Raw genomic sequence first — 14,688 nt, 5'->3', positions numbered from 1 at the left:
TTTTGTGGGTACACGCCCTAGATCAGCGACACTAGCCCGCCGCCATGGCGCTCCAGGCGGCCCGCCAGTTCGAGTTCGAGCAGCACCGTGCGAACGATGGTGGCTGATAGCCCCGACATCCGGATCAGATCGTCGAGGCTGATCGGGCTCGGACCGAGCAGCGTGACAATGCGTTGGCGTACGCCCGGATCGATGTCGAAATCGAGCGGCTCGTCACCGCCTTCACGCGCCTCGAGCACGATCGGCCGCTCCAGGATCGGTTGAACTGCGTTGATGACGTCGCTGGCTTCGGTGACCAGCGCCGCGCCCTGCTTGATCAGATCGTTGGTGCCGGCGGCGCGCGGATCGAGCGGCGAGCCCGGCACCGCGAACACTTCGCGGCCCTGCTCGGCGGCCATCCGCGCCGTGATCAGCGATCCCGAGCGGTGCGCGGCCTCGATCACGACGACGCCGAGCGACGCGCCCGAGATCAGGCGGTTGCGGCGGGGAAAGTCGCGGGCGCGCGGCACGTGGCCGAGCGGCATTTCGGAAATCGCGCCGCCATTTTCGAGCAGGGCCGCCAGCAAATCCTCGTGCTCGGGCGGATAGATCCGGTCATGGCCGCCGGCCAGCACTGCGACCGTCCCACTTTGGACCGTCGCGCGATGCGCGGCCTGATCGATGCCGCGCGCCAGCCCGGAGATGACGACGAAGCCGGCGTCGCCGAGATCGCGCGCCAGTTGGCCGGCGAATTTCAGTCCGGCGCCGGAAGCGTTGCGAGAGCCGACGATCGCGATCATCGGCCGCATCAGCGCCTCGGGCGCGCCGCGCACGCCGAGCAAGGGCGGCGGATCGTCGAGCGCCGCCAGCCGCGGCGGGTAGGCGGCTTCGCCCGGCACGACCAACGAGACGCCGATCCGGTTGCTCGCGGCCAGTTCGGCTTGCGCTTCTTCCGCGCTGCAGATGCGCCCCGAACGCGCAGCCCCGCCACGAAGCGCCAGATCGGGCAGCCGGTCCAGTGCCGTGCGCGCACTACCGAAATGGCCGATGAGCGAGTTGAAGGTGCGCGGGCCGACATTGTCGGACCGGATCAGCCGGAGCCGGTCAATTCGCTCGGCGTCGGTGAGGTGAGGGGTAGGCGGTGTACGGTCATGCATGCGAATGCAGCTTTGCCCAACCTGAGATTGCGAGCAAGCTGTTTCAAGTTATTCAGTCGTCATGCCCGGCCTTGGGCCGGGCATCCACGTCTTTTCCTGCTGCGGCGGCCAAGTAAGACGTGGATGGCCGGGACAAGCCCGGCCATGACGTAAGAGGGCGCCCACTTGTCCCCTGACAAGGTCGTCTCTAAAAATCCTTCGGTCATCGCAGGAAGCGCCCCATGATCTCACTCGCCGAACTCCAGCGCCGCATCGATGCCGGCGAACTTTCACCCGACGCCGCCATCGCACAATCGCAGGAAGCGATCCGTGCGAAAGAAAAGACCATCGGTGCATTCGTCTGCCGTGCCGAAAATGTGCGCGCGGCAAGCGCCGGGCCGCTGCGCGGCATTGCCGTCGGCATCAAGGACATCATGGATACGGTGGATTTCCCGACCGAAATGGGTTCGCCGATCTACCGGGGATATCGGTCGCGCGGCGATGCGGCTGTGGTGATGATGTTGAAGCAGGCGGGCGCGACGATCGTCGGCAAGACCACGACGACGGCATTCGCTTCCGTGGATCCGACGCCGACGCTCAATCCGCACAATCATGGTCACACGCCCGGCGGATCGTCGTCCGGCTCGGCGGCGGCGGTGGCGGCAGGCATGATCCCGCTCGCGCTGGGAACGCAGACCGGCGGTTCGGTGATCCGGCCGGCCTCGTTTTGCGGCGTCGCCGCGATCAAGCCATCCTACCGCTTGCTGCCCACCGTCGGCGTCAAATGCTATTCATGGACGCTCGACACGGTAGGCCTGTTTGCGGCCGGCGTGGACGACGTGGCGCGCGGGCTGTCCGCGATGACCGGTCGGCCTGAATTGGCGCCGCCTGCATCGGTCGCCTCGCCGCGCATCGGCGTCGTGACGCAACAGTTTGCCGGAGCGCCCGAAGCCGCGGGCGCGGAGGCGCTGCAGACCGCCGCGCGCGTGGCGGAACGCGCCGGTGCTACTGTGCATGGGGTTGATTTGCAGGAAATTGTTGCGGAGGCATGGCGGGCACATCCGGTGATCCAGGAATTCGAGGCGCATCAGGCGCTCGCCTGGGAGTACCGCGAAAATTACGAGGCGATGGCGCCGCTCTTGCGCGCGCGGCTCGACGAAAGCAAGGGGACGACAGCAGCCGCCTATGACGAGGCGATGGGCGTTGCGAGCCGCGCCAGACAGGCGTTGGAAAAAGTGTTCGACGATGTCGACGTGATATTGACCCTGTCGGCGCCCGGCGCGGCGCCCAAGGGATTGGGCTCGACCGGCGACGCCCGTTACAACCGGCTGTGGACGCTGATGGGTGTGCCCTGCGTCAACGTTCCCGCGTATGTCGCAGATGGCGGACTGCCGGTCGGCGTGCAGGTGATTGCGCGATACGGCGCGGATGCGAAGGCATTGGCGGCGGCGCGGTTTGTTGAGGAGGCGCTTAAATCGTAGGGCGGATTAGCGCAGCGTAATCCGCCGGACTGTGCGGCCAAATCGGCGGATTACGGCTTCGCCTAATCCGCCCTACCGCGCTGCCGCCTACCTCGCCCCGATCCGCCCTTCAGTCCCTGCCTGCAACCGCTTGATGTTCTCGCTGTGCTTCCAGAACAGGAGCAGCGTCAGCACGACGAACAGCGAGGCCAGCGCGGGGTGGCCGAACCACCACAGGAACAGCGGCGTCACGAACGCGGCGACCAGTGCCGACAGCGACGAATAGCGCGTCGTGAAGGCGGTAGCTAACCAGATCAGGCAGAATATCAGGGCTGCCGGCCAGAACAGGCCGATCAGCACGCCAATATAGGTGGCGACGCCTTTGCCGCCGTTGAACTTGAGCCAGACCGGGAAGAGGTGGCCAAGGAAAGCGCCGAGCGCAGCCAGCATCGCCGCATTGGCGCCCCCGTAGTAGCCGGCGAAGATGACGGCGACCGTGCCCTTGAGCATGTCGCCGATCAGCGTTGCCGCGGCGAGGCCCTTGCTGCCGGTGCGCAGCACGTTGGTGGCGCCGATATTGCCGCTTCCGATCGTGCGCAGATCCTGCGTCCCGGCCAGTTTGGTCAGCACCAGACCGAACGGGATCGAGCCGAGCAGATAGCCGATCAGGAAAGCGACGATGAGGAATGCGTCAGACATTGCGGTAGCTCCCACCGCGGCCCGTTACGGGCGAATCAGACATGTTCATAGACCGTCCGTCCGCCCACGATAGTACGCACGACGCGTCCCGAGAAGCGGGCTTCGTCGAATGGAGTGTTCTTGCATTGCGATTTGAGGTCGGTGGGATCGAGCACCCAAGGCGTATCGGGATCGATTACGATGACATCGGCTGGGGAACCGGCGCGGAGCGAGCCGCCGGGCAGGCCGAGCAACTCCGCAGGCCGCGTCGACATCGCCCGGATCAGCGTCTTGAAGTCCATCTCGCCGTTGTGAATCAGCCGCAGGGCCGCCGGCAGCATGGTCTGCAGGCCGACCGCGCCGCTCGCGGCTTCCGCGAACGGCAGCCGCTTGACCTCGACGTCCTGCGGATTGTGATCGGACATCACGACGTCGACCAGGCCGGAGGCGACGGCCGCGACCAAAGCGAGGCGGTCTTCCTCGGTACGCAGCGGCGGCGACAGTTTCAGGAAGGTCCGGTAGGGGCCGATATCGTTTTCGTTCAGCGTGACGTGGTTGATCGACACCGATGCGCTGACGTCGAGGCCGGCGTCGCGCGCGCGTTTGAGAATTTCGAGCGACTCCATCGAGGACAGCGAAGCCGCATGATAGCGCCCGCCGGTCAGCGCCACGAGCCGCATGTCGCGTTCGAGGATGATGCATTCGGCGGCATTGGGAATGCCGACCAGGCCGAGGCGGGCGGCGAACTCGCCCTCGTTCATCACGCCTTCGCCGACCAGATCGGGATCCTCGGTGTGGTGCACGATCAGCGCATCGAAATCGCGCGCGTAGGTCAGTGCCCGGCGCATCACCTGCGCATTGGTGACGCTCTTGTCGCCATCGGTGAAGGCAACCGCGCCGGCAGCCTTCAACAGCCCGATCTCGGTCATCTCCTGCCCGCCCAGCCCCTTGGTCAGCGCGGCCATCGGGTGGATATTGACGATCGCGGTGTCGCGGGCGCGGCGCAGCACGAAGTCGACGGTCGCCGAATTGTCGATGACGGGCGAGGTGTCCGGCTGGCAGATGATAGTGGTGATGCCGCCGGCCGCGGCCGCCTGGCTCGCGGAGGCAAAGGTTTCGCGGTGGCTGGCGCCGGGCTCGCCGACAAAGGCGCGCAAGTCAATCAGGCCGGGGGCTACGATCTTGCCGGCACAATTGATGATGTCGGTGCCTTCGGGCACGCCGGCGGCGCCGATGCCGCGCTTGCTATCGCGGATGGTGCCATCGGCAATCAGGACGTCACCGGGCCCGTCGAAATCCCTGGAGGGATCGACGACGCGGGCGTTGGCAAGCAGGATCGGTCGGCGGTCGGTCAGCATGATTTACGCGTTCGGCAGGTTGCGGGCGAGCGCTTCCAGCACCGCCATCCGCACTGCCACTCCCATTTCGACTTGTTCACGGATCAGCGATTGCGCGCCGTCTGCCACGAGCGAGTCGATCTCGACGCCGCGGTTCATCGGCCCCGGATGCATCACCAGCGCATCCGGCTTGGCGTAGGATAGTTTCTTCTGGTCGAGGCCGAAATAGTGAAAATACTCGCCCGACGACGGCACGAACGAGCCGTTCATGCGCTCGCGCTGCAGCCGCAGCATCATCACGATGTCGGCGCCATTGAGGCCCTCGCGCATGTCGCGCGCGACCTCGACTCCCATCCGCTCGATGCCGCGGGGCAGCAGCGTAGAGGGGGCCACGACGCGGACGCGGGCGCCCATGGTGTTGAGCAGGAGGATATTGGAGCGCGCCACGCGGGAGTGCATGACGTCGCCGCAGATCGCGATCACCAGCCCTTCCAGCCGGCCTTTATTCCGGCGGATGGTCAGCGCGTCCAGCAGCGCCTGGGTCGGATGTTCGTGGGCACCGTCGCCGGCATTGATCACGGAACCGTCGACCTTGCGCGCCAGGAGTTCCACCGCCCCGGAGGCGTGGTGCCGCACTACCAGGATATCCGGATGCATGGCGTTGAGCGTGACCGCCGTGTCCATCAGCGTCTCGCCCTTGCGGATCGAGGACGAGGACACCGACATGTTCATGACGTCGGCACCAAGCCTTTTTCCTGCCAGTTCGAACGAGGACTGGGTCCGGGTCGAGGCCTCGAAAAACAGGTTCACCTGGGTGCGACCGCGCAAGGAGGTGCGCTTTTTGTCGACCTGGCGGTTGAGCTCGACATATTCCTCGGAAAGGTCGAGCAGGCCGGTAATGTCGGCAGCGGAAAGCCCCTCGATTCCCAGCAGATGCCGGTGCCCGAGGACGAAGGTCGATTTCGATATAGGGGTCATTAAAGCCAGAGCTATAGGGAGAGATGCCACGCGGGGCAAGCCTCAAATCCGGCGTCCGGACTTATCCACTAGGGCTTCGGCCACAGGGAAATGCCGCCCGCCGGTGTCCCGTGGCGGCTGTTTTCGGCTAGGATCACAGGATTGGCGCGTGGCGCATCGGGCAGGGAAAGTGCGGCATTTCATTCAATCCATGGTGATCGCTTCGCGGACGCTGGCCGGCGCGACTGCCTGTATGGCGCTGGTGCTTCTCGCCGCCACGCCGGCCATGGCCGAGAAGCGCGTCGCGCTCGCCATCGGCAACGATCTCTATCCCAATCTGCCTGCCGACCGGCAGCTCAGGAAAGCCGTCAACGACGCCACCACGGTCGCGGGGACGCTGAGGTCGCTCGGTTTCGAGGTCATCGTCGGCACCAACCTTGGCCGTCAGGCCATGATCGACAAGCTCGCCGAATTCACCGCTGCAGCCGGGCGATACGGCAGCCCTGTTCTTCGCCGGGCATGGCGTCGCGATCTCCGGCGTCAACTATCTGGTCCCGAGTGACGTGCCGGCCGTGACTGAAGGCGCGGAGGCGCGCGTCCGCGGCGCCTCTCTCGCCGAACCGGATCTGATTGCCGAGCTGCAGGCGCGGTCGGTTCGCGTGGCGCTGCTGGTGATCGATGCCTGCCGCGACAATCCGTTCCCGCGCGCCGCCGGCCGCTCGATCGGCAACACGCGCGGGCTGGCCGATGCCAAGCCCGCGCGCGGCATTTTCACGCTGTATTCCGCCGGCATCGGCCAGACCGCGCTGGATCGCCTGGGCGGCAACGACGCCGCGCATAATTCGGTCTTCACGCGGATCTTCGCCGACCAGCTCAGGCGGCCGGACTTGCATCTCGGCGATCTCGCCGTCGAAGTGCGTGAACGCGTCGCCGAACTGGCGCTGAAGGCAACCGACGAGCGCGGCCTGCCTGCGCCGCATGAGCAGACGCCGGCCTATTACGATCAGACCCTCGGCGGACGGATCTACCTGGCGGGGCAGTTGAGCGGCGGCCGCGTCGAGCAACCCGCCACCAAACTTGCGAATGTCGCGCCTGAATCCGAACGCGCGGTGCGGCCGTCGCGGCCGGGCGCCCCGGGCGAAACTTGTGTGCGCAACGGCCACGAGACCTATTGCGTCAGTTCGATGCGCAAGCCGCAGTTCGGCAATTCCTATGGCGTGCAGAATCTTTTCGCCGGCTCCACCGGCGATGCATGGGTCGAGGGCAGGGACGGCAATGGCGTCGGCGAGTGGATCACGATCGAGTTCGACGCCATGCGCCTGGTGAAGTCCATCAACGTCCGGAACGGCTATCAGAAGAGCAATGATATCTTCCAGAAGAACAACCGCGTGCGCCAGTTGCGCGCCGTGTTCTCGCAAGGCGAGACGCAGACCTATACGCTGCGCGACAGCCTCGGCTCCGAGATGCTGACACTGTCCAAACCGATCAGGGCCTACTGGGTGAAGTTCATCATCGACGATGTCTGGGCCGGCAACAAATACACCGATACCGCGCTCACGAAACTGGTGGTCGGTTCGGAGCGGGCTCCGTGATCCGCGCAGGACGAGGCCTTGCTGCGATTCTTGCGGCATGCTGTCTGGCCAGCGTCGCCGCGCAGCCGCAGAAGCTGCCGGCCGGCTTTGTGTACCTGCGCGATGTCGATCCGACCATCATCCAGGATATCCGCTACGCCGGCTCGAACAATTTCGTCGGCCGCCCGCTCAGGGGATATGAGGCCGCCGAATGCGTGGTGAAGCGCGAGGTCGGCACGCTCCTGAAAAGCGTTCAGGAAGAACTCGCGCTGCAGAACCTGTCGCTGAAGATGTTCGACTGCTACCGGCCGACGCGCGCGGTCGCCGATATGGTGGCCTGGTCGCGCGACGGCCGCGAAACGCCGGCGCAGAAGCGCTACAATCCCTCGTTCAGCAAGGCCGACCTGTTTCGCTTAGGTTACATCGCCGAACGTTCCGGGCATTCCACCGGCGCCGCGCTCGATCTCACTTTGGTCGATCTGAAAGCCGACAATTCGGCCACCTTTGATTCCACCAAGGACTATGCCGACTGCACCGCCAATGTGAACCTGCGCGCGCCGGACGGCAGCGTCGACATGGGTACCGGCTACGATTGCTCCGACACCAAGTCGCACACGGCGGCGAAATCCATCACGCCAGCGCAGCGCCGCTGGCGGGAGAAGCTGGTTCAGGTGATGGCGCGGCGAGGCTTTGTAAACTATTCGAAGGAGTGGTGGCATTTCTCGCTGCCGGGGGCGGGCGGGCAAGCCCATGATTTCCCGATCACGCGGGCGCGGTAGGTGCGAAGAGATTTCTTCAAATCCGAAGCATTTTCGCAAGACAACGGTTTCCATCGCAAAAGTAGCTGAGAGCGCGTTCAACCCTCCTTAATTGCCGGCACATGATGTGGGGGCAACAAGGAGCACGAAGGATGCGTCTCGTAGGCATTGTAATTGTTGCCCTCGGCGCTGCCGGCCTGGCCACGCACGATCAGTACGACAAGCGAGTCAACTTTCAGCGCGTCGATGCCCGGATCAGCGCCGTCAACGATCAATGCTATATGGAGGAAGGTCACGCGCGAGGGGATTACGAAGACCACGTCGACCTCCGACCTGCTGCGTTGCGAACTTGCCCAAACCCTGACGCGTGAGCACCCAAAGTGGCAAGGCTATACGGTCAAGCACAAGATCGAGGTTCGCTTTGTCTTCGTCTCTCCGGTGGATAGAGCAACGCATACATCAAGTCTGCAGATGTCCGCCTTCCCCGGCGGTCGGCCGTTGCGCACAGGGGAGATCCTTCCGATCCTGGCTTCGAAGACCAAGGCGGACAAGACGCGTGCGATCTGAGCTTCGCTGCGGCTCAGCGGGATCGGAGTTTCAAACATAGCCAGAATCGCTTTTTTTCACTGCCCCGCGCCGGCGGACGGGCCTATGATTTCCCGATCGCACCGCGGAAGTGATTCACGGTTCCAGGACCAGCCATGAGCCAGGCAGCATTTTCGACCCACGAGGTCTTCAACCAGTCGCCGCCGTTTTGGGATATCGATCTGTATATGGCCGATCGACCATTGGTGGAGGCGGTCGCCTCCAATGGAGGCGCGTCTGCACAGGGCGAGTTATCCGACTTCGGCAAGCATTGGGGCTCGGCGGCGATGGCTGAACGCGGCCGCGTCGCCAATGAGAACACGCCGAAACTGCGCACCTTCGATTCACGCGGCAATCGCCGCGACGAGGTCGAGTTTCATCCCGCCTATCACGAACTGATGGCACACAGCGCACACGCCGGCGTACACAACTCGACATGGGCCGCCGACGGCAAGCCGGCCGGCGGCGCGTCGGAGGTGATACGCGCGGCGAAATTCTACATGGCCGCGCAGGTCGAGACCGGGCATCTCTGTCCGATCACCATGACGCGGGCCTCCGTCGCCGCGCTGGCGGAGCAGCCCAAGCTACTGGCCAAGGTGATGCCGGTGCTGGGCACACGATCCTACGATCCGGCGTTTGCGCCCTGGTGGACCAAGCGCGGCATGACGCTCGGCATGGGCATGACCGAGAAGCAGGGCGGCACCGATGTGCGCTCCAACATGACGCGGGCCGAGCGCGACGGGGACGCCTACCGCATCACCGGGCACAAATGGTTCATGTCGGCGCCGATGTGCGACGCCTTCCTGGTGCTGGCGCAGGCCGAAGAGGGCCTGAGCTGCTTCCTGATGCCGCGCTTTGCGCCCGACGGCTCGATCAACGCGATCCGCTTCCAGCGGCTGAAGGACAAGCTCGGCAACCGCTCGAATGCCTCGTCGGAAGTCGAGTTTCATGGCGCCTATGCCGAACGCGTCGGCGCGGAAGGCAAGGGCATCCGCACCATCATCCAGATGGTGCAGTTGACCCGCCAGGATTGCGCGATTGCGTCCGCCGGCCTGATGCGATCGGGGCTCGCACATGCGCTCCATCACTCGCGGCATCGCAGCGTGTTCCAGAAGCATCTCGCCGATCAGCCACTGATGCAGGCGGTGCTGTCGGACATGGCGCTGCATGTCGAGGCTACCGTCGCGCTGGTGATGCGGCTGTGCCGGTCGTTCGACCGTGCGCCCGTCGATGCCAAGGAAGCGGCCTATATGCGGCTGCTGACACCGGCGATCAAATACTGGGTCTGCAAGAGCGCGCCCGGCTTTCTCTATGAAGCGATGGAGTGCCTCGGCGGCAATGGTTACGTGGAGGAGGGTATTCTGGCGCGGCATTACCGGGAGTCGCCGGTCAATGCGATCTGGGAAGGCTCCGGCAATGTGATGTGCCTCGACGTGCTGCGTGCGCTGTCGCGCGAGCCGGAAACGGCTTCCACAATCGTGCATGAACTGACCGGCGAGACGCTGGGATTGCCTGGCGCGGGCGAGGCGATCACCTTCATCGGCAAGGCGTTCCGCCGGCCGGACAGCGAGCGCGTGGCGCGGCTGGCGGTCGAAAGGCTGGCGCTGCTGGCGGCTGCTGCCGCCCTCAATGCCGTGTCGCCGGCGCACGCGGCATTGTTCGCCGTCACACGTCTTGTCGGGAATCATGCCGGCATGTACGGCGCGGTCGATCTGGCACGTGGCGATATACGCGGCCTTTTGGAGCGCGCACTGCCGTGAAAAATGAATGCGTCCCACCGTCATGGCCGGGCATAGCCGTTCGAAGGACGGCGTCGCTGCCGCTCGCCTATGCCCGGGCATGACGAAGATAATCCTCTCGCCATGAAAGTTATTTGATGGACTCCCTCACCACCGCAAGTCCCGTCACGGCTCCGGCCGCGGTCCCGGATCAGCCGCAGTCGCCACGCGTCTGGAAATTCTGGGGCACCACGCTCTGGGGCATGTTCATCTTCGCCGGGATGTTCCTCGGCCAGCTCACAGTCATCATCTACTTCGTGCTGCGCCAGGGCGGATCGTTCGACATCGCCGAGGCGATCCGGGTCGTGGGCAGCGGCCTGACCATCTCGCTCTCGGTCATTCTCGGGTTGCCCGCCGTGCTGTTGGCGACATGGATCGCGATCCGCCCGACGCGCATATCCTTCACCGACTATCTGGCGCTGCGCTGGCCCTCATGGCGCAATTTCTTCACGGGCCTCGCCGCGCTGGTCATTCTCGTCGGCGGCTGGGACCTGCTGTCTCGCGCACTCGGGCGCGAGGTGACGCCGGGCTTCATGGGCGATGTCCTGAAATCAGCGCAGGCCGATGGCGCGCTGTGGCTTTTGGTGATCGCGTTTTCCGTCGCCGCACCGATGTGGGAAGAGATCTTCGCGCGCGGGTTTCTCTATCGCGGCTGGTCGGAATCAAGGCTCGGCGTCACCGGCGCCATCTTCCTGTCGTCGCTGGCCTGGACCGCGCTGCATCTGCAGTACGACTGGTTCTTCTTCGGCGAGGTGTTTACCATCGGCCTGCTGCTCGGCTATCTCCGCTACCGCACCGGCTCGACCTGGCTGACGATCGTCCTGCACGGCATCAACAATCTGGCGGCGACGATCCAGACGTTCTGGCTGGCGGGGAGTGGGTAGGTCAAACCGGACGATGTACGGGTGTGGGCCTACGTTGTATTCGGGTTCGTCAACGCGCGATCGATGATGTCGTCATAGAGCGCCCATTGCTGCCGCGAGTTCTCGATGCTGATCTTCGGAATATCGAGATCCGCAAACAATTGGTCGGTGAACGTCCGATATTGACGATAGAGGGCGATCAGGCCGTCAAGACCGGCCAGCCCGCGCCTCTTGGCGTACGGCGATTCCAGTTTCCAGTTGGTCTGATAGTTCACCCATTTATCGCCTCGCTGCGCCGAGACGGCGCGAATGGCGCTGTCGACGTCGTCCTGGTGGAAATAGATCAGCAGCGGGCGCAACGGCTTGATGACCGCGACAACTTCCCGGCAATAGGCGGCGATCAACTCCATGTTGGCTTCGAGCAGCAGCAGCGACGTCAGATTGCCGTGGAACAGTTGCCCGTCGACAGCCTGGATGCGGTCGGCGGCCAGCGAACTGTCAACGAAGGCGCGCCACTTGGCGATGCACGATTTGGCAAGCTCTGCCGGCGGCATCGCGCTCCAGGGCAGGTCCCAATCGAAGCGGATCGGATGCGGATCGACCCCTTCGGTTATCCCGGTGGCGGGGATGCCCGATGCCTCCAGCCGGCGAGCGATGTTCACTGTGACGGTCGACTTGCCGGAGCCCATGATCCCCTCGACGATCACAAGCCTTGGCCAGACGTTGCTCAATGGCGGGATCAAGGTGGAATGACCATGCTCGGGCCTGTGGGACGCATCGGGTGGTGATCGACAAAGCGCGTTGTTTATTTCTACCTAGTGGGCTGGCACGAGGCAAGTTTGCGCCGCGACAATATCCGCTGCGGTTGTTCTATGCCACTAGCGCGATCACGATCGGCATCGTCACCGCGGCCAAAATCGTCTGCAACGTGATGATCTGGGCCAATAGCGGCGCGTCGCCGCCCATCTGCCGCGCCAGCACGTAGGCGGAAGACGAGGTGGGCACGGCCGAGCAGACAGCCACGATCACCAGGCTTGAGCCCGATATGCCGAACCACAGCGCCAGCGCGACGCCAACAGCCGGCATCAGGATCAGCTTGAGGAACACCGCGATCGAAGCGGCCAGGCTCGGGCGGAACATACCCGCAAGCTGCAGGCCCGCGCCGGTGACGAGCAGGCCGATGCCGAGGGAGGAGCGGCCGAGCGCCTCGGCGACATCGTGCCAGACCTGTGGCAGTGGCAGATGCGTGACATTCACCGCAAGCCCGAGCGCACAGGCCCAGATCAGAGGATTCGTGAGCACCGTCATGACAATCGCACGGAGCGACTGCTTTTCCGGCGCAGCGTAGTGAGCCAGCACCGATACGCTGAATATATTCACAAGCGGAATGATCGCGACCATCGCGACGGAGGCCAGCGCCAGTCCGGTGTGGCCAAAGAGATTGCTGGAGACGGCGAGCGCGACATAAGTCTGCCAGCGCGTGGCACCCTGGAAGATCGAGGTGAACGCCGGGCCATCGATGTTCCAGCGGGAGAAAAGGGGCCGCAGCGCCAGGCACAACAGCGACATCGCCAGCGCCGAGAGCATCAGCGCGCCGCCGACGCCCGCCACCGGAACACTGGATAAGTCGGCCTTCACCAGCGTCTGGATCAGCAGCGTCGGAAACAGCACGTAATACGTCAGCCGCTCCAGCCCATGCCATTGCGTGTCCAGCCGCATCAGGCTGCGCCTGAGGATGAAACCGAGCACGATCAGGAGAAACACCGGCAGCAGCGCCGAGATCACCACCGCCATCAACGATCCCCGCGAAGGGTCTTGAGCCGGTCGAGCGCACCCTGCAGGATGAAGATCGCGGCATGCTCGTCGATCACCTCGGCGCGGCGGGCGCGGCTGACGTCCATGCCGATCAGTTCGCGCTCGACCGCCGCGGTCGAGAGCCGCTCGTCCCACAGCGCGATGGCGAGATCCGTCAGCTTTGCAAGATTGCGCGCGAAGGCGCGGGTCGATTGCGCGCGGGGGCCTTCGCTGCCGTCCATGTTGATGGGCAGGCCGAGCACGAAACCAACGGCGTTGCGCTCGCCCGATATCGCGAGCAGCCGCGCCGCGTCCGCCTTGAAAGCCTTGCGCTGGATGGTCTCGACGCCGGTCGCGAGCCGGCGGTCGGGATCGGACACGGCAACGCCGATGGTCTTGGTGCCGAGATCGAGGCCGATCAGCGCGCCGCGCTCGGGCCAGTGCGTGACTGCGTCGATCAGGGGGAGGATAGGGGCGGGCATGACCCCGCATAACACCGGCTCGCCATGTGCGCAAAGCCGATCAGGGCGTGGCGTCCATGCGAGAACGTCACACTACGCATCGCGGCGTTTCTTGTCGGCCTTCCTCTTGGCCTTCATAACCTCAGCCTGCGCGCGGTAGGCCCGCGCCATATTCTGGAAGTTCTGGGCGATCTCCACGTCTGAGGCGGACCGCGCCATGCGTTCAGCCTTGTCAGCTTGCTTTCGAAAGAACTTCGTTTCCTTCACCATCGCTTTGTCCGGCGATCGAGGAGGCTAATGGACCCGCTACAGGGCAGGTGACGGTGCGGCAACTCAGAAGGTGCCGCACCGTTCCCTCGCAATGATCCTACCGGATCGCGACCGGGTTGATCATGCTCTGTACGGCGCCCTTGAAGCGCGGCTGGCCGAGCACGAACAGGAACTCATAGGCCTTGTCCTTGGCGAGTTCTGCCGTGTCGAGATTTTCGAGAATGTAGGTGCCGTTCATCGGCAACAGGACCTGGTGCACCTCGAACACGTTCTTGGTCTCGAATGGCACCGCTTCGAGGCCCCAGGTATCGGCGCCCACCGCGACGACGCCCTTGCCGGCGAGATACTTGGCGCCTTCGACGCCGAGGCCGGGTTCGCCGGCGCTATAGCGCTTGTCGTCCTTGCCGATCAGGCTGAGCCACCCGGTATGGAAGATCACGACGTCGCCCTGGCGGATTTCGACGCCCTGCTTCTTCGCGACTTCCTCAATCTCCTTGGTGTTGAAGGCGGTGCCTTCCTTGACCACGTCGGTGCCGTAATGGGCAGCCATGTCGAGCAGCACGCCTCGCGTCACCATCGGCGGGACCTTCTCGACGCCGAGCTTCTTCAGCCCGGTAGGATCGGCGAAATCGAGCAGCTTGTTGCCGTTGTAATAGATATGCTCGACGCCGATATGGCCGAGGCCGTCGAGCTGGCTGCCGACGCCGACCCACCCCTCGATAATGTCATCATTATAGGTGGTCTTGGTCGGCCCTAGGCCCGGGATGCCGGCTTGGCCGGGCTGCACGATCGTGACCTTGAAGGCCCGCGGCGGGTAGGCGGGGGTCTTGGAGTCGACGGGAATACCGAGCGCGTAGGTCTTGCCGGTCTTGACCAGACCAGCGGCTTTCACGACGAGTTCAGGCTTCATGTAGTTGGCGGCGCCGATCTCGTCGTCCGGCCCCCATTTCGATTTCGTCCAGTCTTGAGCGCTTGCTGTTCCGACCGCACCCAACAAGGCAACAGAACAGCTCAATACGAACGCAATGCGCATCGCAGTCCCTCCCAGATTGACGTTATGG

Annotated in this window: 16 protein-coding genes; 6 read left to right on the top strand and 10 right to left on the bottom strand. The window is 64.5% G+C overall.

Translation table 11 applies throughout. The annotated features are described in order from the left end of the window. Window positions 1-17: 17 nt before the first annotated feature. The gene (gene dprA / locus ACH79_RS35375) at window positions 18-1,136 is read right to left on the bottom strand and encodes a DNA-processing protein DprA (protein WP_161855068.1); all 1,119 of its coding nucleotides are present in this window, start codon (window positions 1,134-1,136) and stop codon (window positions 18-20) included. Between the two features lie 221 nt (window positions 1,137-1,357). Between dprA and ACH79_RS35370 the strand changes: the two genes are divergently transcribed. Continuing rightward, a complete protein-coding gene (locus ACH79_RS35370; protein WP_161855067.1) occupies window positions 1,358-2,596 on the top strand; it encodes an amidase in 1,239 nt (412 codons plus the stop codon). 87 nt (window positions 2,597-2,683) lie between these two features. Here ACH79_RS35370 and plsY read toward each other — a convergent pair whose 3' ends face one another. Genes plsY through ACH79_RS35355 form a run of 3 tightly spaced genes read right to left on the bottom strand, consistent with a single transcriptional unit; the run spans window position 2,684 to window position 5,568 of the window. After that, window positions 2,684-3,274 carry a glycerol-3-phosphate 1-O-acyltransferase PlsY gene (gene plsY, locus ACH79_RS35365; protein WP_161855066.1) on the bottom strand — a complete coding sequence of 197 codons (591 nt, stop codon included), beginning with the start codon at window positions 3,272-3,274 and terminating at the stop codon, window positions 2,684-2,686. Window positions 3,275-3,309: 35 nt separating this feature from the next. Beyond that, window positions 3,310-4,611: a dihydroorotase gene (locus tag ACH79_RS35360; RefSeq protein WP_161855065.1), complete on the bottom strand. Its 1,302-nt coding sequence runs from the start codon at window positions 4,609-4,611 to the stop codon at window positions 3,310-3,312. A gap of 3 nt (window positions 4,612-4,614) precedes the next feature. After that, a complete protein-coding gene (locus ACH79_RS35355) occupies window positions 4,615-5,568 on the bottom strand; it encodes an aspartate carbamoyltransferase catalytic subunit (RefSeq protein ID WP_161855064.1) in 954 nt (317 codons plus the stop codon). A gap of 148 nt (window positions 5,569-5,716) precedes the next feature. Between ACH79_RS35355 and ACH79_RS45255 the strand changes: the two genes are divergently transcribed. From ACH79_RS45255 to ACH79_RS35340, 3 genes are read left to right on the top strand one after another with little or no spacing between them, the layout of a single operon-like run. After that, complete coding sequence (locus ACH79_RS45255) at window positions 5,717-6,109, top strand: caspase family protein (RefSeq protein WP_161855063.1); 393 nt, start codon at window positions 5,717-5,719, stop codon at window positions 6,107-6,109. Beyond that, window positions 6,027-7,139 carry a caspase family protein gene (locus ACH79_RS35345; protein ID WP_161856726.1) on the top strand — a complete coding sequence of 371 codons (1,113 nt, stop codon included), beginning with the start codon at window positions 6,027-6,029 and terminating at the stop codon, window positions 7,137-7,139. The genes ACH79_RS45255 and ACH79_RS35345 overlap by 83 nt, the downstream gene beginning before the upstream one ends. A 26-nt stretch (window positions 7,140-7,165) precedes the next feature. Then, window positions 7,166-7,897 (top strand): M15 family metallopeptidase, encoded by a 732-nt coding sequence (locus tag ACH79_RS35340; RefSeq protein ID WP_246738760.1) that lies wholly within the window; start codon window positions 7,166-7,168, stop codon window positions 7,895-7,897. A gap of 77 nt (window positions 7,898-7,974) precedes the next feature. On the opposite strand, the gene ACH79_RS35335 is transcribed toward ACH79_RS35340, so the two are convergent. Continuing rightward, on the bottom strand, window positions 7,975-8,196 hold the full coding sequence (locus ACH79_RS35335; protein WP_161855062.1) for a hypothetical protein: 222 nt from the start codon (window positions 8,194-8,196) through the stop codon (window positions 7,975-7,977). 381 nt (window positions 8,197-8,577) lie between these two features. Here ACH79_RS35335 and ACH79_RS35330 point away from each other — a divergent pair, with 381 nt between their 5' ends. Together ACH79_RS35330 and ACH79_RS35325 are read left to right on the top strand one after the other, a co-directional pair. Next, window positions 8,578-10,221, top strand: coding sequence for an acyl-CoA dehydrogenase family protein (locus ACH79_RS35330; protein WP_161855061.1), 1,644 nt, complete (start codon window positions 8,578-8,580; stop codon window positions 10,219-10,221). A gap of 116 nt (window positions 10,222-10,337) precedes the next feature. After that, window positions 10,338-11,123, top strand: coding sequence for a CPBP family intramembrane glutamic endopeptidase (locus ACH79_RS35325; RefSeq protein WP_161855060.1), 786 nt, complete (start codon window positions 10,338-10,340; stop codon window positions 11,121-11,123). A 29-nt stretch (window positions 11,124-11,152) separates the two neighbouring features. Here ACH79_RS35325 and ACH79_RS35320 read toward each other — a convergent pair whose 3' ends face one another. The 5 genes from ACH79_RS35320 to ACH79_RS35300 all read right to left on the bottom strand — a co-directional run bounded on the left by ACH79_RS35320 (window position 11,153) and on the right by ACH79_RS35300 (window position 14,660). Continuing rightward, entirely contained in the window at window positions 11,153-11,833 is a 681-nt protein-coding gene (locus tag ACH79_RS35320) for a hypothetical protein (RefSeq protein WP_246738253.1), read from the bottom strand. A 139-nt stretch (window positions 11,834-11,972) separates the two neighbouring features. Further along, window positions 11,973-12,896, bottom strand: coding sequence for an AEC family transporter (locus ACH79_RS35315; protein ID WP_161855059.1), 924 nt, complete (start codon window positions 12,894-12,896; stop codon window positions 11,973-11,975). Next, a complete protein-coding gene (gene ruvX / locus ACH79_RS35310; protein WP_161855058.1) occupies window positions 12,896-13,378 on the bottom strand; it encodes a Holliday junction resolvase RuvX in 483 nt (160 codons plus the stop codon). Before ruvX ends, ACH79_RS35315 begins: the two co-directional genes overlap by 1 nt. 72 nt (window positions 13,379-13,450) lie before the next feature. Further along, window positions 13,451-13,627: a hypothetical protein gene (locus ACH79_RS35305; RefSeq protein ID WP_161855057.1), complete on the bottom strand. Its 177-nt coding sequence runs from the start codon at window positions 13,625-13,627 to the stop codon at window positions 13,451-13,453. A 97-nt stretch (window positions 13,628-13,724) separates the two neighbouring features. Beyond that, the gene (locus tag ACH79_RS35300) at window positions 13,725-14,660 is read right to left on the bottom strand and encodes a cyclase family protein (protein WP_161855056.1); all 936 of its coding nucleotides are present in this window, start codon (window positions 14,658-14,660) and stop codon (window positions 13,725-13,727) included. Window positions 14,661-14,688 lie beyond the last annotated feature (28 nt).

It is taken from the genome of Bradyrhizobium sp. CCBAU 051011, assembly GCF_009930815.1.
Taxonomy (GTDB): Bacteria; Pseudomonadota; Alphaproteobacteria; order Rhizobiales; family Xanthobacteraceae; genus Bradyrhizobium.
This window is presented reverse-complemented; position numbering and strand designations above follow the sequence as displayed.